At 62.1% G+C, this 18,454-nt stretch carries 11 protein-coding genes; 3 read left to right on the top strand and 8 right to left on the bottom strand.

The features are described from left to right. Positions 1-12: 12 nt before the first annotated feature. The 4 genes from NZ585_13575 to NZ585_13590 form a co-directional block, all read right to left on the bottom strand. A complete protein-coding gene (locus NZ585_13575; GenBank protein MCS7081064.1) occupies positions 13-1,140 on the bottom strand; it encodes a citrate synthase in 1,128 nt (375 codons plus the stop codon). A 160-nt stretch (positions 1,141-1,300) separates the two neighbouring features. Further along, complete coding sequence (rfaE1, locus tag NZ585_13580; protein ID MCS7081065.1) at positions 1,301-2,287, bottom strand: D-glycero-beta-D-manno-heptose-7-phosphate kinase; 987 nt, start codon at positions 2,285-2,287, stop codon at positions 1,301-1,303. A 19-nt stretch (positions 2,288-2,306) separates the two neighbouring features. Beyond that, the gene (locus tag NZ585_13585) at positions 2,307-3,743 is read right to left on the bottom strand and encodes an ABC transporter permease (protein ID MCS7081066.1); all 1,437 of its coding nucleotides are present in this window, start codon (positions 3,741-3,743) and stop codon (positions 2,307-2,309) included. Positions 3,744-3,786: 43 nt separating this feature from the next. After that, positions 3,787-4,452 (bottom strand): ABC transporter ATP-binding protein, encoded by a 666-nt coding sequence (locus NZ585_13590; GenBank protein MCS7081067.1) that lies wholly within the window; start codon positions 4,450-4,452, stop codon positions 3,787-3,789. A 169-nt stretch (positions 4,453-4,621) separates the two neighbouring features. Between NZ585_13590 and NZ585_13595 the strand changes: the two genes are divergently transcribed. From NZ585_13595 to NZ585_13605, 3 genes are all read left to right on the top strand, one after another. Beyond that, positions 4,622-5,977 carry a GTP-binding protein gene (locus NZ585_13595; protein ID MCS7081068.1) on the top strand — a complete coding sequence of 452 codons (1,356 nt, stop codon included), beginning with the start codon at positions 4,622-4,624 and terminating at the stop codon, positions 5,975-5,977. Between the two features lie 243 nt (positions 5,978-6,220). After that, complete coding sequence (locus NZ585_13600; protein MCS7081069.1) at positions 6,221-7,297, top strand: WD40 repeat domain-containing protein; 1,077 nt, start codon at positions 6,221-6,223, stop codon at positions 7,295-7,297. 1,130 nt (positions 7,298-8,427) lie between these two features. Then, on the top strand, positions 8,428-13,104 hold the full coding sequence (locus tag NZ585_13605) for a hypothetical protein (GenBank protein MCS7081070.1): 4,677 nt from the start codon (positions 8,428-8,430) through the stop codon (positions 13,102-13,104). A 278-nt stretch (positions 13,105-13,382) separates the two neighbouring features. Here NZ585_13605 and NZ585_13610 read toward each other — a convergent pair whose 3' ends face one another. The 4 genes from NZ585_13610 to NZ585_13625 form a co-directional block, all read right to left on the bottom strand. Then, a complete protein-coding gene (locus tag NZ585_13610; GenBank protein MCS7081071.1) occupies positions 13,383-14,570 on the bottom strand; it encodes a DegT/DnrJ/EryC1/StrS family aminotransferase in 1,188 nt (395 codons plus the stop codon). Next, entirely contained in the window at positions 14,554-15,681 is a 1,128-nt protein-coding gene (locus tag NZ585_13615) for a hypothetical protein (GenBank protein MCS7081072.1), read from the bottom strand. Before NZ585_13615 ends, NZ585_13610 begins: the two co-directional genes overlap by 17 nt. 368 nt (positions 15,682-16,049) lie before the next feature. Next, complete coding sequence (gene selB, locus NZ585_13620) at positions 16,050-17,942, bottom strand: selenocysteine-specific translation elongation factor (GenBank protein ID MCS7081073.1); 1,893 nt, start codon at positions 17,940-17,942, stop codon at positions 16,050-16,052. After that, positions 17,939-18,448, bottom strand: coding sequence for a hypothetical protein (locus NZ585_13625; GenBank protein ID MCS7081074.1), 510 nt, complete (start codon positions 18,446-18,448; stop codon positions 17,939-17,941). Before NZ585_13625 ends, selB begins: the two co-directional genes overlap by 4 nt. Positions 18,449-18,454: the final 6 nt, after the last annotated feature.

Here is an 18,454-nt window from a genome sequence, read left to right on the forward strand (position 1 = left end):
CGTTCGCGCAACCTATCGCTGAGATATCGGAATGTACGTCGCCTTCTCCGCGCCGGTGTAGAGCGCCAGCGGCCGGATGAGACGGTTGTCACGGAACTGCTCAATCGTGTGAGCGACCCACCCTGAAATCCGGCTGCACGCGAAAATCGGTGTAAACAAGTCCACTGGAATGTTGAGCGTGTAGAAGACCGGAGCCGAGAAGAAGTCCACATTCGGGTATAGCTTCTTGCGGGCGAAAACCAGCTGCTCGATGCGTTCAGCCATTTCGTACCATTTGGTGTTGCCGATATCTTCACCAAGCTGCTTAGCGAACTTGCGCAGCACGGTCGCGCGTGGGTCCATTGTCCGATAGACGCGGTGGCCGAAGCCCATGACCTTCTTCTTGTTGGCAAAAAGGTTGTCTATGTAAGCTTCAACCCGGTCGAGTTCGCCGATTTCAAGCAGCATTTCGAGAACGCGCTGATTCGCGCCGCCATGAAGTGACCCAGCCAGCGCGCCGATGGCGCCCGTAATGGCGGCGTGAATGTCGGAAAGCGTCGAAGCAATCACGCGCGCCGCAAATGTCGAGGCGTTCAGTTCGTGGTCGGCATGCAGGATGAGGCATACGTCAAACACGCGCGCGCTCGACGGATGCGGCTTCTCCCCAGTCAACCCGTGTAGAAAACTTTCCGCCATCGTCAGGGACGGATCCGGCGGGACGGGTTCAAGGCCGCGTCGAATCCGGTCATAGGCGGTGGTCAGCGTTGTCATCTGGGCGATGAGCCGGATGGCTTTGCGGACAGTGGCTTCGTCGCTGTTGTCATGGCCGTCCGGGTCATACGCTGAAAGGGCCGAAGTCGCCGTACGGAGCACTTCCATCGGCGTCGCCGTCGGCGGCATGGTCCGCAGCAGCGTGTAGATTTCCTTCGGAACGCCGCGCTCCGTCTGCAACTGCTTGGTAAAAGCGTCCAGTTCCGATTGTTTGGGGAGGTGGCCGAAGAGGAGAAAGTAGGCCGTTTCTTCAAACGTTGAATGCTCGGCTAGTTCTTGAATATCAATCCCACGGTACGTCAGGCGACCGGCCGCGCCGTCAATGAAGCAAATGGATGACTGGGCCGCCAACACGCCCTCCAGACCTTTGACAAAATCCTCGTGCGCCATGTCTGCTCCTTTATGGAGAGTAAAGAAATATAGTCCTTGTGACTGAACGCCGCTACGCCGCGCCACGCAACCCGACCGGAGGGGGGATTAGGCAACCGGTCATTCCGGTGGCGGGCCGCCGCCGAAGTGTGCGAACCATAACAAAGCCGCATGTAACCGGTCAACGCACCGTTAGGACCTGTCCAGCGACAAGTTCTTCAGGGCGGGCGGTTGCGGTGCCCAGCTTACCAACCACGACGCCGGCGGCACGGTTAGCCAGTTCGGCGGCTTGATGCAGCGGCAGCCCTATGCTCATGCCGAGTGTCAGAACAGCGAGGACGGTGTCGCCTGCGCCGGTCACATCGTAGACCTCACGGGCAACAGCTGGAAGATGGCGCAGGCGGCCGGTCGCTTCATAGAGCGTCATACCAGCTTCGCCGCGCGTGACCAAAACGTGGGCGTCGCCGAGCATTGCTGACAGGCGGCGGCAAACATCACTGAGCGTCGCATCGTCGGAGATTGGCGTCTGGGCGATGAGAGCAGCTTCGTGGAGGTTCGGGGTGACAACGGTGACAGGCTGATAGTGGGCGAATCGCGCCGGTTTTGGGTCGAGCGCCACCGGCAGTCCCTGTGAGCGCGCCGCCATGAGGGTGTGACGCAGGACGCGCGGCGTAAGAACACCCTTGTCGTAATCGGAAACAGCGACTGCCGCGACGTGAGGCAGCCAAGCGTCAATCTTGGCGATGACGGCGGTTTCAATGGGTTCGGGAATTGGGTGTCGGGATTCGCGGTCAAAGCGGGCCATCTGGTGGGCGTTGACCATCACGCGCGTTTTGCGCGTCGTTGGCCGGGCGGCGTCCGTGACGAGTCCGTGCCATTCCAGATGCCACCGCAGCATGGCGTCACGCAAGTGTTCGGCGGCGGGGTCATCGCCGATGACGCCTATGACAAACGGCACGCCGCCCAGTGCGCGGATGTTGGCGGCGACGTTGGCTGCGCCGCCCAGCGCGTAACTTTCGCGTTCGATCTCAACGACGGGCACTGGCGCTTCCGGAGCGATGCGGTGAGCGCGTCCCCAGAAAAATTCGTCCAGCATGACATCGCCGAGAACAAGGATACGCTGTCCGGCCATGGCGGCGACGGCTTGTTCGCGTTCGCGCTGGTTCATCGAAGTTGGTCGTCCTTGGTCATTCACTGAGATGGCGGGCGACGTTTGTCCGGTAAGCCAGCGCCGCCGGCAGCAGCCCCATTAGCGCCCCAAGCAGCAGCGTACCAATGACAACGACCGCCTCAAACGGGACGTACGTCTTCAGCCAGCCCGGTCCGAGTTCTAGGCGCGTCCACGTCCACGGCGCGAGCGGCAGACCGCTTAGGAACTTGAGCGTCACCCCGGCCGTCGCCAGCAGCGCGTGGCCGAGCAGGACCCCAACCAGCCCGCCTAGCGCGGCCGTCGCGGCGGCTTCCCACAGCAGCCACGCAAAAATCGTCCGGCGGCGTGCACCGAGCGCCCTCAGCACTGCGATTTCGCGCCGCCGCTCCGCCAGTGAGTTGTAAATCGCCACCAACACCGACACGGCCGCGACGACCACCACGAGCAGCGAGACAAGCAACAGCGCCCGATCAACCGTCCCTACGATAGCGAACAGCTTTTGCACCTCAACGCCCGGCAGCGCCGCCTGCGCGTCCTTGCCCTTGTTGATTTCCCGCTGCATGAGGAACAAGTAACCGGGCGAGCGCAGCTTGACGATGACCGAGGTCACTTCGGCAATCTCACCGGCGGGCGCAGCTGCTTGTGAGGCGGGTTGCGCCGGTGCGGCTGGCGCTTCGGTCGGCATGGCGGCTGACGGCTTACGGCCGTGGCGATGACCGTGGCGGTGGCTATGGTCGTCCTCCTTGGCCTCCGGTGTTAGGGACGATTCCGGGTCTGCGCCCAGCGCGTTGAGTTGGTCGAGCAACTTTTGACTCTTTTGGCTGGTATTGGTGCTGTCGCGGTGGATTTCATCCACGCTGCCGAGTGAAATGAAAATCACGCGGTCAAGCGGCGTGCCGGTTTCGCGCAGAATGCCTACGACTGTAAACGGCGCTTCTTCGTGTTCTTCGGCGGCGACGGTGTCTTCCACCCCGTGTCGTGCGACGAAGGTTTGTCCCAGTCCAAGTTTTGTTTCGCGCGCAACGACGCTCCCGATCACGGCTTCATAATCCGCCGCAAACGGTCGTCCCTGCGCGACAGCGACCGGCTGCCCATCCTTGAGCTTGACGAGGTTGAAATACTCCGGCTCGGTGCCGACCAGCCGGAAGCCCCGGTAGTTGTCGCCCAGCGCCAGTGGCACGGCGTAGGCGACGCGGTCGTCGGCTTTGAGCTGGCGATAGTAGGCGTAGGGGATGTTGCCCACCGGTACGTCAAGGTGGAACACTGTGTTGAGTACGAGCTGGAGCGGCGATCCCTTCGCGCCGACGACCAGTTCATAGGACGCCGCCACGTTGTCAAAGTTCGCCTGCGCCTGCTGGCGCAGCGCCGTAATCGCGGTCACCAGCGCCACGCCTAGCGCGATAGAGAGCGCCGTCAGGCAGGTTGAAAGCCAACGTTGACGCAGGTTGCGATAGATGACCGTGAGTGTTTGCATAGCCGGTCTTGGTCGCCACGCTTGGTTGACGCGATAATGGATGTTAGTTGGCGCGGTTGATGTCGGAAAGGCGCAGAACGGTCGGGAAACGCCGTGCAACGGCTTCATCGTGCGTAACAACGATAAGCGCCGCGCCGATTTCCGCGCAAAGTTTTTGCATCAAGTCCAGTACGGCGTCGCGGTTGCGGGCGTCGAGCGCGCTGGTCGGCTCATCCGCCAATACCAACTTCGGGCGATTCGCCAGTGCGCGCGCCACGCCGACGCGCTGCTGCTGTCCGGCGGAAAGCTGGCGTGGAAAATACCGTGCGCGTTCTCGCAGCCCGACTTTGTCAAGCAGGGCCTGGGCGTAGGTCGCGCCGGCGCGGTTGTCGGCAAACTTCATCCCCAGCGCCACGTTTTCGAGCGCCGTAAAGGCTGGCAGCAGATGGATGTTCTGAAACACGTAGCCGATGTGCGCGGCACGGAAGCGATCGCGCCGAACTTCGTCCAGGCGCGTAATGTCGGTGTCGTCAAGGCGGACTTCGCCTTCATCCGGCGTGACAAGGCCGGCGATAACATTGAGTAGGGTGGTTTTACCAGAACCGCTTGCGCCGACCAGCGCGACCTGCTCACCGGCGGCGACCGTCCAAGTCGGTATGTCAAGCACGCGCACAGGCGGTTCGCCGCCGGGGCTAGGATACTCCAATCGAAGGTTGCGCAAGTTGAGCATGGTGGTTTCTGAAACCGCCGCCTAACGCCAGCGGCGGTTGCGGCTAGGAGGATTCCTAACTACAGTCGAGCCGCAACGCAATCTACTCGATATGGGAACGGGCGCGAAAGCCGGACGTTCCTGATTCTTCGGTTTGAGCAAAACATTCTGGACGAACGAGGTGTGAGGTATGTCGTCGGGAGCTGCCGCGCAGCGCGTGCCAGTGACGGTGTTGACGGGCTTTCTGGGGGCGGGGAAGACCACGCTGCTCAACCGTTTGTTGAGCGAACAGCATGGTAAGCGCATCGCCGTCATTGAGAATGAGTTCGGCGAAGTCGGCGTGGACAACGAGCTGGTCATTAACGCCGAAGAGGAAATTTTCGAGATGAACAACGGGTGCATTTGCTGCACCGTCCGGGGCGATCTCATTCGGATTCTTGGCAACCTGATGAAGCGCAAGGACAAGTTTGACTACATCTTGGTCGAGACGACCGGGATGGCTGATCCGGGTCCGGTGGCGCAGACGTTCTTCGTAGACGACGAAGTGCGGAGCAAAACGCGCTTGGACGGCATCGTGACGGTCGTGGACGCCAAGCACGTCTGGGAACACCTCGACAGCCATGAAGTCAAGGAGCAGATTGCTTTTGGCGACGTGATTTTGATCAACAAGACCGATCTGGTTGACCCTGAGACGCTGGATCGGCTGGAGCAGCGCATTCGCGCGATGAACGCCACGGCGAAAATTCTGCGTACGCAGCAATCGAACGCCCCGGTGGACGCCTTACTTGACATTGGCGCGTTTGATTTGAACCGGGCGCTGGCGGTAGACCCGCAGTTTTTAGAGCCGGAGCATCCGTTTGAGTATGGCGGCGTGTACGAGTTGGCGGCCGGGCGGTACGAGTTTGTGATGCAGCTGGGGCCTAACCCGGCGATGGACGCCGCGTTGTTGCCCGTCCCCGACGGCGCGGCAGACGGTTTGGCGGCGACGGCCGACCGAGCCATTGTCGTGTTTTCCGACGACCCCGACCGCGTGACGGCGGGCGGCGTCATCACGCCCAGCGAGCGGTTGCGGCGGTTGTGCTTGGAAGCGGATGGGCCGACGGTTTTTGTGTTTGAGATTGAAAGCGATGGGCGGTACGCGCTCTTTACACAGCATCAGCCCGATGAGTTTGCGGCGGTGCTCCGGCGTGACGGCGTCGTGGTGACGCCGACGACGAGCCGGGCGTACAAGCCTGATCACGAACACGATGATGAAGTGTCGTCGGTTGGGATCACGACACCGGGCGACCTTGACCCGAAGAAACTCAATGCGTGGTTGGGCGACTTACTTCAAAACAAGGGGCCGGACATTTTTCGGATGAAGGGTATCTTGAGCATTTCAGGCGATCCGCGCCGGTTTGTGTTTCAGGGCGTACACATGATGTTTGAAGGTCGTCCGGATCGGGAGTGGGGGACGGAGCCGCGCCACAATGCACTGGTGTTTATTGGGCGCAACCTCGACCGTGCGGCGCTGGAGGCAAGCTTTCGGGCGTGTTTGGTGAATTAGCACGCTTTCCGAGAACGACCTCTAGCGAACTGACCCGCCAACCGGCGTTGAGCGCCGCCGCCAACCTTTGGCGCGATCCAGGTAAGGCAATGCTTCAGTTGGGCGGAGGCTGCGCCGAACCTAACTGTGATGCCCTGTGTCGGCGCTCTCCTTTCCCAACCTAATACCTTAGGCTGGCTGGAGAATGAACGTCTCTACGGTTTTCCGCCTCCTTTGCGGTTGAAGGCGGCAGGAGCGTTACTTATGCCGTTGCCATCAATCACTGAGTTTTTGAAAAGCGCGACTCGGCAACTAGACCCGTTTTGGCGGGCGACGCTTGACGATCACGTAATGGCGCTGCATTGGTCGCCGGATGGGGCGCAGTTGGCGGCGCTGTCCGCCGCCGGGACGCTCACGGTCTTTGACGCGGCTTCCGGCGTCGTCCGCTGGACGCAAGTCGCGCACCGGGTGGGCGGCATGACGCTGGACGGCGCGCTCGACGGCGCGTTGTTGGCGACGGGCGGGCAGGACGGGCGTGTAAGGCTGTGGAAGGCGACGACCGGCGAGCAGGTCGCCGATTTGCCGGCCGGGGCGAGTTGGGTGGAGCGCGTGGCGTGGAGTCCGGTGTACGCCGACGGTCAGCCCCTCCTTCTGGCGTCGGCGGCCGGCAAGGCGCTGCGCTTTTGGACGCCGACTGGCGAACTGGTCAGCGAACACACGCGCCATACGAGTACGATTGCCGACATCCGGTGGCATCCGACGCGGCGCGCACTGGTGACGGCAAGTTATGGCTTGTTGACGGTTTGGGTGCCGGGTGCGGATGTTCCGGCCGAGGTTTTCGCGTGGAAGGGATCGCATTTGGCAGCGGCGTGGCGGCCGGACGGTAAATATCTGATTGTCGGTGATCAGGACGCTACGGTGCACGTCTGGGACACTGCAACCGGCGAAGACTTGATGATGTCGGGCTACCAGACGAAGGTCCGCGAGTTGGCTTGGCATCCGCGCGGGCGATTTCTGGCGACGGGCGGCGGGACGGCTGTGACCATCTGGGATTTCTCCGGGCGCGGGCCGGCCGGCTCAACGCCGGTGGTGTTGGAAAGTCACGCCGGGCTGGTGACGGCGCTGGCCTATCGTGCGGATGGGAAGGTGTTGGCCTCAGGTGGCGAGGATGGGTTGTTGCTGTGGCGTCCGCCGGAGAAGCCGGGGCGTCCAGCGTCGCCGTCCGGTCGGTACGAACCGGCCGGCGGGGTGTCGGTTTTGGCGTGGCGCGCTGATGGGGGACGCATCGCCGTCGGCAGTCCGCAGGGCGAAGTCGCCGTTCTGGCGGGCGACTTGGCGTGATTTCCGCCTGTCCAACAGACGCGGCCGGCATCGTGTCGCCCACTTCACGGGCTGTTGGTGGGGAATGAACGTTAGGCAACCTCACTGCAACGAACCCCCCTCACCAAGCATTACGCCCACGCAACGCCTCACGAGAAACCCTTTGACAACCCCACTGAGCCTGCATATAGTGGGCGGCAGAGTCATCTTGAAAAAATCGTGCAACAGCGTCTCCATATTTTTTTCGATAGGCGGCGCTTCACGTGTGGTGCAACCAGGTTAGGTCAAACCAGGTTGTAACTCGCCCAGCGCTTGCTCAAGGCTGTATATTGTGGCATCTTACCTGTGCTTTCTGCCTCTTATCTTTCAGGCAGTTCTTTACCAACTCGGCACAAGGCGGATCAAAATCTTACGCCCAACTGGTACGGTCAGGGCAAGGTCTTACTGTGCCTGTCCGGCTTTTGTCGCAGGCCTTGGCTGGGGCGTGTCAGATTTCCAAGGCGTCACACCCTTCTCTGTAGGCCGGCTGCGGGCGACATATGGCAGGCATGGGCGGAGGCGGGTGTTTTCATTCATCGAACCGCCGGTCGGCGACGGCGCTCGCTGCGTCCTTTGCGCGCGAGTGACGGCTTCCGTCCGATTGCTGATCACGGGGTAGAAATCTTCGAGGAGGTGAGAGGCCGTATGAGTCCGGCGAAGAGGGCATGACGCTCCGAAGTGGCCACGCGATCAGCACGGCGTTCGGCTTGACTTGCCAAAGTCGAAAACGCTAGCGTCGGCAAAAGTTTACATGCCAGTTGTTACGAACACACGATTTCAAACTGGTATTGCAGCAAACCGTTTGGTTGACAGGCGCTTGCGACGTGGTATTTTCCCGCCCGCATTCGTTTGTCAGCTAGCAGAAGTTTCTTGAGGAGGACACAATGATCTCTCATCGTCATGTCCGGCTGTCATCATTCCGATGGCTGCTTGCCTGGGCGGTCATCCTGTGCTTTGGCGCAGGCGGGACCGCGTTTGGTCAGGGAGACTGCCCGGGTCCGTCGGGTCCGCCGGCCGTTGCCGGTCTCGGCGCCGGTCCCGGTAACACCGACCGCTCGTTTGGTTACAGCGGCCCGCCGAATTTCAATACGATCGATGGCTCCCTCGCCGCGATGCTGGAGAGAATCGGCAACATCATCCCGGCACCGGGTGAAGTTCGAGCGATTGCCGTTCAGCGCATTGGCGTGAATGCCAATAAGTTCATCGTCGCGGGCGATTTTGCCTACCGTGTGCCGGGGACAAACATCACGTACCGCAATATCCTGCGGTTGAATCCGACCGGCTCAATCGACACAACCTTCACAACGCTATTCTTCCCCGGGCCAATCAACGCTTTGGCGGTTGACTCGCTGGACCGCATCGTGGTTGGCGGCGCGTTTCTCATTCCCGGTCCGCCGAACCGTTCGCGCCTGCTGCGTTTGCTGCCCACCGGTGCGCTTGACGTTGGATTCAACCCGCCGGTGCCGACCGCCGAGGTGCTGGCGCTCGAAGTGGATCCGGCGGATAACATTTACGTCGGCCTCAACGGCGGTACAATTGGCGGGCGTCTCAACTTTACGCGTTTGTTGCCGACTGGGGCGCTTGACCCAACCGCTTTTTGGAACCCTGCTGCGGTTGTTCCGCCGGCGTTTCCAACCTCGGTCGCCGGCCCGGTGCGCGCCATCAAGTACGCCGCCAACCTGTTCGGCATCGGCGTTCCCGGTGTTGTGGTGGGTGGCTCGTTTACACAAGCCACCGGCGGCACGTCGCAGAACGTCGGCAACATTGCGCTGTATGACCCGAACGGTCAGGTGGACTTTTTCTTCCCGACGACCGGCGGCGGCGCAAACGCACCGGTCAATGCCCTTGCCGTAGCTGAGCCACCGCCCGGCACCGCTTCACAAATTTTCGCCGGTGGCGAGTTTTCGTTGTTTAACCAGCAGGCTCGTACGCGAGTGGCCAAGTTCACGGCTTTTGGTCTTGATTTGGCTTTCGTTCCTACGCCGGCGGCTGCGGTGCCGAACCCGGTCCGGGCGCTGGCTTTCACGGTCGGTCCTCCTTTCACGCAGCCGCCGCCTTTTGCTGTTTTGCACGTCGGCGGTCAGGAGACGGCGACAGCCTTTGCCGATGTGGCGATGAGCCCGACAACTGGTGTGATTAGCGCCGGTCTGAATACCGCTTCACCGTTCTTCCCGGCGAATCCGGCCGTTGTCCGGGCGATTGCGCCGAATGCGACGAACGGTGCGCTCTTCGGCGGCGCTTTCCTCAACGCGCAAGCTGAAAAGCTCCGGGCTACGTTTAACACAGCTTACAACCCGCCGAACGCCGCCGGCTTGCCGTCGTTTGTCGCCGCCGGCCCGACACAGTTCTACGCTTCCGCACTGCTGCCCAACGGTGATCTCCTAATCGGCGGTGACGTAGGGGTGCCGTCCACTGGCACGACCGTCGCCGACGGTGGTCATATCGTTGAGCTTTACCGGATTACGTCGTGCGGCACGGTCAGCGTCGTGGCGCGGTTTAGAAACGTCGGCGGCTACTTGGTGCGTAACGACATTGACAACGGCAACCTTGTGTCGCCGCCGCTCGACATCAACACCACGCCCGGCATGGGCTTCCGACGGATTGACGTGGTCGAGCCGCCGTCCATTCGCGCGATAGCCGTTGCGCCGAACGGTGACATCTACGTGGGTGGGCAGTTCAACCAAGTTTCCGACGGCCCCGGTGGACCGTTTGTGCCGTGGAACAATCTCGTGCGTCTGCGTCCGAACGGCACAATTGATCCGCTGTTCCAAGTCGGACAAGATGACCCGTCGCCACCGGCCGGTTACACCCCGATTCGTAAGGGTGGCCCAACCGGCTTCGGCTCGCCCGGTACCGGCTTTACAACGGTTGATCCGCAGACAGCACTCCCGGCTTTGGTGGGTACCTGCGACTCTCCACCAACCTTGCCGTCTGCCGGCAGTGGTGAGAAGTTCAACCCTGATCAAGGGCGCGTCAATGCGATTGTCCTGCAACCTGACGGGAAGGTGCTCATCGGCGGCAACTTCAAGTGCTACAATGAAGTGCCCCGGAGCGGCATTGCGCGTTTGACAAGCACCGGTGCGCTCGACCCAACGTTTGGCGATGACTCGTTCTCAGTGCCCGGTGTTGGTGACTATGTATTGTGCGGTAATCCGGGTGGGGCAGCCGTGGTTAACATTCCGCGCACCAGCGCCGTTGTGGCGTATCAGCGGGCGCGCGTCAACGCCATTCTGCTTGAGCCAGACGGCAAGGTGGTTGTGGCCGGCTTGTTTGCCCGCGCCAACAACGTTGATCGCTTCAACATTGCTCGCTTCAACAGCGACGGTACGCTTGACACGAGCTTTGCCACCGGCCCGACGGGCACGACGTTCCCGACCGGCACTTCCGGGTTGGGCGCGACACTCGCAACCGGACCGAACAATGGAGCGACCTCCAATGGGCGCGGCGGTGAAATCTTCGCACTCGGTCGCCAAAGCCTTGGCGCGAATGCCGGACGCATCCTGATTGGCGGCGCTTTTACGCGCATTCTCAACCAGACCGGCACAGCCAGCAGCTTGGTGCGGACGGCCTTTACGCGGTTTGAGCCAACCGGTCGCCACGATGCCTCGTTTGCTCAATTGAACTTCACGGCGGCTCCAGTGGTTCGCGCCATTGCCGTCAAGGCGGATGACCGTCCGCTCATCGGCGGGCCGTTCCGAATCGGGCCGCGTGACTTGGTTCCGGGTGACTTTATCGGCTACATCAACAACACAACGCGCGTCCGCGTCCATCGCACCGGCGTCAACGGTACATTTGAAGACGATGTGGACGGTTTCGGCGTCCCACGGGCGACCTTCCTAGCTGTTCCACCGGGCGTCGGTCAGAACCCGAATGCGCCGCTGGTCTTCCAGCCGGGGCCGTACGCCGTGGACGACTTTGGTTCGCCGGCGTCCATCTTCCCGGTTGGCGGCGATGAAATTGGCTACTACCCCAACCTGCCGTTCAGCATAACGCCGCCGTTTGGGCCGCGTTTCCAAGATACGGCGATGACGGTCAACACCATCACGCTTGATCCGGCGCGGCGGCGCGCATACATCGGCGGTCTGTTCAATGTCTTTGAGTCGGTACGCGCCGACTTCCAGAACGACGGCGCGGGTGCTCCGACTGGGCTCAACCTTGACATCCGGTGGCCGGGTGTGGCGGCATTGCAGAATGGCTCCGGCTGCTCGTATGGCCTTGTGCTGCCGAGCTTCCCGCCGTTCCAGCCAATTCCAGCTGGCGGTACCGTGACGCTTCCGGCAATGAGTCCTGCTGGTGGCCAAATGGTCATCGCCACAATGACCCGCAGCGCCGTGTCGTTGTGCAACCTGCTGCCGACCATCTCGACAACCTCCGGGTTCGTCACGATCGTCGGTGCGGTACCACGTACGACGAATCCGGGCTTTGTGGACATTGTTATCAGTGTGTCACCCAACGGTACGGGCGCGCTCCGCACCGGCTCGGTGACGGTGACGCTGCCGAGCGAAACGGGTACGTCGCCTGCGCCGACCACCTTTACTTTCGGCCAAGGTCCTTTGCCTTCCGGCTGCACCTTCTCGGCCGTAGCTGTGCCGACTACCTTCCCGACCGCCGGCGGTACGGGCCAGTTCCAGATCACGACCGGAGCGGGTTGCCCGTGGACAATCACGGGACTGCCGGCTTGGATTTCGGCCAGCCCGTTGAGCGGCAGCGGTACCGCTACGGTGAGCTTCGCGGTGGCGGCCAACACCGGCGCGCCGCGTTCAGCGACGGTAACGGTGGCAGGTCAGACCATCACCATCACGCAGGACGGCACCTGCACGCTGACGCTTGGCGCTCCGACAGGTACGTCGCAGCCGGTCGGCGGTGGTACGGGCAGCTTCACGGTGACGACCTCGGCAGGTTGCACCTACACGGCGACGAGCAGTGCGCCATGGCTGGTCATCACGTCGGGTGCGACCGGCGGCCCAACCGGTACGGTCAGCTTCTCCGTCGGCCGCAATAGCGGCGCGGCGCGGCAGGCGACTATCACGGTGACGGCTCCGGGCGCTACGCCGCAGTCAGTTACAGTGTCGCAGGCGCCGGACAGCGGAGCGGACACCATTGGTATGTTCCGTCCGTCGGATGGCTTCTTCTACCTGCGCTTCACCAACACGTCGGGCTTCGCCGATACGAGCTTCTTCTACGGTCAGGCGGCGGACATCCCACTCGCTGGTGACTGGAACGGTGATGGCATCACGACCATCGGCGTCTTCCGTGGCGGTCAGTTCTTGCTGCGCAACAGCAACACGGCCGGCGTGGCGGATGTTCCAGCGTTTGCTATCGCCGGTACGCAGCCGGGTGACATTCCGCTTGTTGGTGACTGGGACGGCAACGGTACAACGACGGCTGGGTTGTTCCGTGGCGGTGTCTTCCTGCTGCGCAACTCGAACACCAGCGGCGCACCCGACCTCATCATCAACTACGGTTTGCCGACCGACACGCCGATTGTCGGCGACTGGGACGGCGACGGTGTGACGACCATCGGGGCATTCCGCAGCTCAATTGCGTTCTTCTTCCTGCGCAACTCGAACACGCCGGGCAACGCCGACATTCAGGCGTTCTTCGGCAGCGCGGGCGACTCGCCGATTGCGGGCGACTGGAACGGTGATGGTATTACGACCATCGGCGTCTTCCGGGCGGCGCCATTCCCGGTGTTCTTCCTCCGCAACACCAACACCAGCGGCACAGCGGATATTACCGTCAACTACGGTAATCCGGCTGACCGACCGGTGGTTGGTAAGTGGCAGTAAACCTCTCAACCCGCAGGTAGGGTCGGGCGGTCGTCCACCCTACCTGACGGCGTAACCTTGAGCCGCTGGAGCGTTCTGCAGAATGCTCCAGCGGTTTTGTTTTTCAGTGCGCTTCTGTGAAGTTGCGGTCTCCCAAGTAGGCTGGGGAGCTCCGCTGCACCAGACGGCTTCAGAGAAGGGTGCTCTTGCTACGCCTTTTGTGACGTGGTTCTCGTAACGAGCAGCCGCCGCAGGGGAAAGCGGCGGAATGCCGCTGCACGCCGAACCGTTGACGTGGTTTACCCCGAAAGAGCTCGCGCAACAGCATTTGTCACCTGTAACTGCTCACTCTCTGTCATTTCCGGCCACATCGGCAGGCTGAGTACTTCACTTGCCGCCACCTCGCTAACCGGTTGCGGCGGAAACCGCCCGGCATACACTGGCAGTTGGTGAATCGGTGTCGGGTAGTACACCATCGTCCCAATACGCTGCTCCGTTAGCCGTTGGCGTACTGCATCGCGCCGCCCATCCTGAATCCGCAGCGTGTACTGGTGAAAGACGTGGCCGGGCGTCACAGCCGGCGTCACAACGCCCGGCAACCCTGCAAAGGCCCGATGGTAGGTCTCGGCAATCGCCCGCCGAGCGGCGTTCCACTCGGCGACATAAGGCAGTTTCACCCGGAGAATTGCCGCTTGAAGCGCGTCCAACCGCGAGTTGTACCCCAGCATTTCGTGCTGGTACGCGATAAGCGAGCCGTGCGAGCGCAACTTACGGCAACGTTCGGCCAAGTGGGCGTCGTTGGTGACAATGAGACCACCGTCGCCGTACGCGCCGAGGTTTTTTGACGGGTAGAATGAAAAAGTCCCCAGGGTTCCCAGCGTTCCAACGTAACGTCCTTGCAGCCCCCTCTGCGTGGTAGGCGCGCAAGCTAGACCGTCACAACCAGCGCAAGGTGGCGAGTACTGCGCCCCAAAAGCCTGCGCCGCGTCTTCAATGACAGCCAGACCATGACGCTCCGCCAACTCCAGCAGCCTTCCCATTGCCGCCGGGCGACCGAAAAGATGCACTGGCAGTATCGCCCGCGTGCGCGGGGTGATGCAGGCCTCAACGTTGCGTGGATCAAGATTGAAGCTGTCAGCTTCGATGTCGGCGAAAACCGGCGTCGCACCGACTAGGCTAATCGCCTCCGCCGTCGCAAAAAATGAAAACGGCGTCGTGATGACTTCATCGCCGGGGCCGATGTCGAGTGCCCGAAGCGCAATCACCAAGGCGTCCGTCCCTGAGTTGACGCCGACAGCGTGCGCCGCGCCTAAGTACTGTGCAACCTCCGCCTCAAAAGCCGTCACTTCCTCGCCCAGAATAAACCGCTGCGACGCACAAACGCGCTCCATCGCTGCGTGCAAAGCAGGACGAAGCGCACGGTACTGCGGTTCGAGGTTGAGAATCGGGATGAAACTGTCTGGCGCGGTTTCAGGAGGCTTCTTCAGCAAGCGGTTTGGCAAGTTCGGCTCGCGCAGCGACTTCGTTGAATTCAAGTCCAAACGCCTCGCACGCCAATTGCACCTCGCGGAGTGTAATATCCGGCCGGCCATACCACTCCCGCGCACGCCCGACGACGTGCGCCGCCTTGCGCGAGATTTCCTGCTCCGGCGTGAGCTTGCTGCTACGTTTGAGGCGCGACTTGAGCGGCGGCGTCACTAAGTGCAAATCGGGAGCGCTTGGTTCAGCCGTCGGCGTTTCCTCAGCTTTCGGCTCACTCGGTTGGTCATTGCGCTCCGCCGTCTTGAGAATCTCCGCCAAACGGCGAGAAAGCCGGGAGGTATCCAGTTGCGACGGCGATACGTGGTGAAGGGGTTCGGCGTTGGCTTTGGTAGCCGCTGGCGTACCATGCGTTGTTCGCATCGCCTCGCCGGGCGGCGCTCCCGCCGGAGCGCTCGCTGACAGCCCATTGACCCGCGCGACAGCCTCTACCTGCTCAAACAAAGCCGCCAAACGGTCTTTCTCACTAACCGGCGTGGGTGTTTCCCGATAGGCGGCGACAGGGGTAGCCGGCCCAGATGTCACGGCCGAACCGTTCGCTGAACCTGGCGCGGCAACCGCCACCGTTCGGTTGACGGCAGCTGATGTGGGAGCCCCGGTCGGCTCAGCGTGCAGGCTTTCGTACACAGGGAGGAGAGCCGCCGCCAGAAGTTCATAGCGGTCGTCCAAATTGGGAGTTTCCAAAATGTCCCGAATAGCGTTCAGCGCCTTCTGAAAGCCAGCCTGAATATCAGGCGGCAAGGCCGCCGCCAGCGCCGCTCCATCTAGTTGCAACCGGCTGTACCATGCCAGCAAAGCCGCCTGATCCGTTACCTGCGGTAGGCGCAGGCAGCGGAGGAGAGCTACCGACCGCGCATCTAGCCCTCCAGTTGGCGGCGCATTTGCAGCCGTCGGTTGCGTCGCCGGAAAAACTCCATCGGTGACTGGCGACGCCGACGGCAGCCGCCGCCGTTCAATCCGCGCGCCGAGCCGAAAGGCCATCAGCGCGCCGCCCACCGCTACGACTTGCCCGGCCAACCCCAACACCGAAAAGAACAGCAGTTGCACCCCGTCGGTCATGGTCAATCTCGCTTGCGAGATAAGGTCGAGCGCGACGCGGAGACGAAGATGACGTACGGCAGAGTCGGGGCCGTCGCGCACTTTTCCTCTTTCACCCTACATTGCAACCCCGGACAACGCCAAGTCCCGTTTTGTGACTTCTGATACGTTAGGTCAGAGGATTTTCTTCAGGCAAAGAAAGTAACAAGTTGGCTTGCCATTTGCTGTGCGGCGGCGTTTCCCGTGCGCTGCATCTCCCGGAAAGGGCGCTTCGCCTTCGACGCTTGGGTCGGTCTGCCGAGTAGTGGCGGTACGGGCAGGGTTATATGAGCAGCCTGGGCAGTAGGCGGCGACTTACACTCGAAAGCGCGCGCGTCGCCTTACATTTATTACACCACAATCCGCTTGTCGCCATAGCGCCGCGTGACGCCGATCTGGTCAAGCCATTCCAACAACGGAATCGCATACTTTCGCGGCAGGTTAAACATTGCTTTGAAGTCACCGACTTCCACCTTTTCGCCCGGTGATTTCGCCTGCCGTACGCGAGCGACAATCTCGGCGGCGACTTCGGCATGAAGCAGGAAATCAGCTACTCGCAGGATGCGCTGTTCCGCCAGCAGCGCCGCGACGCTGGCTTGCGCCTGCGCTAGGGCCAGGCCGGTAGCACGGCCAATCTCTTCGATCGTCGGCGGCTGCGCGCCGGCCGCACGGCATACGCGCTCAACGCGGTCTTTCAGCGCCGTTTCTTCTTCGGAAAGCTGAACCCGATGCGTCGCCAGCCGCATGGCGCGGGCGTCGGCGATGATGTTTCCGCGCTGAACGAGCTGAGCGACGGCGTACTGGAAAACTTCCGGCGGGGCATTCCGGGCGACACGGTTGCGGATGTCTTCGCGCGGCAGGTCAGGCTGAAGCAGACGCTCACGATGAGTCGCCGCCAGCGCATCGAGAATAGTTTGCGCAAGCGCGTCCAACGCACCTTTGGACACCAACCGACGGGTCGCTGTCAAATACACGCAACCTACCGTCCGGCGCGCGAAGGCTTCCAGTTCGGCGTCGGCGTCGCCAGTCAGTCCGGCAAGCTCTTCAAGCGTCAGCCCGTTTGCTCCGGCTCGCTCAACAAAGGCTAAGCGCCGATGGTCAGGATCGGCGTCCAGCCTTGAGAGGAAGTCGGCGGCAGCGCGCAAACGGCCGCGGCGGCGCGGTGGGTGGGCGTCAAGGATGCGCCCACCGCCAATCGTCGCGGGCGGTGAAGGTCGCCGGACAATGAAGCAGTCGCCGGGCAGCGCCAGAATCGGCGCTTCAAGGCGAAGCTGGGCGAAACAGGCGTCGCCGGGCGGAAGTTCGCGGCCACCGTCAAGCAGCGTCACCCGCGCCATTCCCTCACTGGTCCCGTGGTGGAAGCGAACGCGGGCATTCTGCGGCAACGGTTGGGGCGCGTCAGGAAGCAATTCCAACCGTACGTCAAGAAGGGAAGTCGGCTGAAAACAACGCGCCGGCACAATCACTTGGCCGCGCCGAAGATCGGCGACCGCTAGCCCTCCTAAATTCAACGCCGCCCGCTCGCCGGCCCGGACGACTTCCCGCGCTTCGCCGTGAACTTCAATCCCGCGAATGCGCGCCGTAAGACCACCCGGCTCAACGCCGACTTCGTCACCAACGCGAAATGTTCCAGCAATCAGCGTACCCGTCGCTACCACACCGAAGCCGCGCTTGGTAAACACGCGGTCAATCGGCAGGCGCGGCGGACGTGTCGCATCGCGGACGCTGACCAACGCGGCTTCCACTTCAAGCGCATCCAGTAGGTCATCTACACCTTCGCCGGTTTTGGCGCTGACCGGAACAATCGGTTTGTCGGCCAGAAACGTATCAGCCGTCAGCCGCGCGACATCTTCCTGAACCAGCGCGAGCCACTCCGCCGTGACGAGATCGCGCTTGGTCAGGGCAACGACGCCGCGCGTCAGACCTAGCAACCGACAGATCGCCAGATGTTCAACCGTTTGCGGCATAACGCCCTCGTCGGCCGCCACAACCAGCAACACAAGGTCGAGCCCATGCGCTCCGGCGAGCATGTTTTTGATGAAGCGTTCATGGCCGGGGACATCAATGAAGGCGAAGCGCCGTCCCTTGCGCGTCAGATGGGCGAAGCCCAAGTCAATCGTCATGCCGCGCCGCTGTTCTTCAGGAAGCCGGTCGGTGTTGACGCCAGTTAGCGCGCGGACTAGCGCGGTCTTGCCGTGGTCAATGTGGCCGGCCGTGCCGACAATCAAGCTTGGCGTCATCATCGCGGAGAGCGCCCTGCCGCTTGGAGCGAGTCGGCAATGACGACCACATCGCGGTCATAACGGGCGCGGGACGCCGCCGGATAAACAAACTCGAAGCCGATTTGCCGCCGCCGGTTCACCAACTTACGAAGATAGAAAATCCGCGCGCCGTCCGCTTCGTAGCCTGATACAACCAGAAAGCCTTTCCCGGCCCGCTGGTAGGTCACGTGCCGCCCCGTAGCCACACAGCGGTCAAGCTCTGTCCGCAACGCCTCAGCGACGGTTTCACCCAAGGGATTAAGGTTGCCCCAGACGCGCAACTCGGCTTCATCGGCGTTTTTGAAAACCTGCCCGTCGCCGTTTTCCGATTCACCCTGGGGGATGAAATCAGCCGGGTAGGCGACCCGGTAGCCAAAGCGCGCGTTGACGTAGGTTTGAAATCCCGATTGCGCAACAGCGTCAAGGCAAGCCCACCCAATGAGCGCCAGAAGAGCTGGAAGGTATACAACCGAGCGAAGATGTTTCATCGTCGT

This window comes from Chloracidobacterium sp. (assembly GCA_025057975.1).
Classification (GTDB): domain Bacteria; phylum Acidobacteriota; class Blastocatellia; order Chloracidobacteriales; family Chloracidobacteriaceae; genus Chloracidobacterium.

Coding starts and splice junctions, on each gene's coding strand:
- NZ585_13575 (MCS7081064.1), bottom strand. CDS start 1,140: ATGGCGCACGAGGATTTTGTCAAAGGTCTGGAGGGCGTGTTGGCGGCC.
- rfaE1 (MCS7081065.1), bottom strand. CDS start 2,287: ATGAACCAGCGCGAACGCGAACAAGCCGTCGCCGCCATGGCCGGACAG.
- NZ585_13585 (MCS7081066.1), bottom strand. CDS start 3,743: ATGCAAACACTCACGGTCATCTATCGCAACCTGCGTCAACGTTGGCTT.
- NZ585_13590 (MCS7081067.1), bottom strand. CDS start 4,452: ATGCTCAACTTGCGCAACCTTCGATTGGAGTATCCTAGCCCCGGCGGC.
- NZ585_13595 (MCS7081068.1), top strand. CDS start 4,622: ATGTCGTCGGGAGCTGCCGCGCAGCGCGTGCCAGTGACGGTGTTGACG.
- NZ585_13600 (MCS7081069.1), top strand. CDS start 6,221: ATGCCGTTGCCATCAATCACTGAGTTTTTGAAAAGCGCGACTCGGCAA.
- NZ585_13605 (MCS7081070.1), top strand. CDS start 8,428: ATGCTGGAGAGAATCGGCAACATCATCCCGGCACCGGGTGAAGTTCGA.
- NZ585_13615 (MCS7081072.1), bottom strand. CDS start 15,681: ATGACCGACGGGGTGCAACTGCTGTTCTTTTCGGTGTTGGGGTTGGCC.
- selB (MCS7081073.1), bottom strand. CDS start 17,942: ATGATGACGCCAAGCTTGATTGTCGGCACGGCCGGCCACATTGACCAC.
- NZ585_13625 (MCS7081074.1), bottom strand. CDS start 18,448: ATGAAACATCTTCGCTCGGTTGTATACCTTCCAGCTCTTCTGGCGCTC.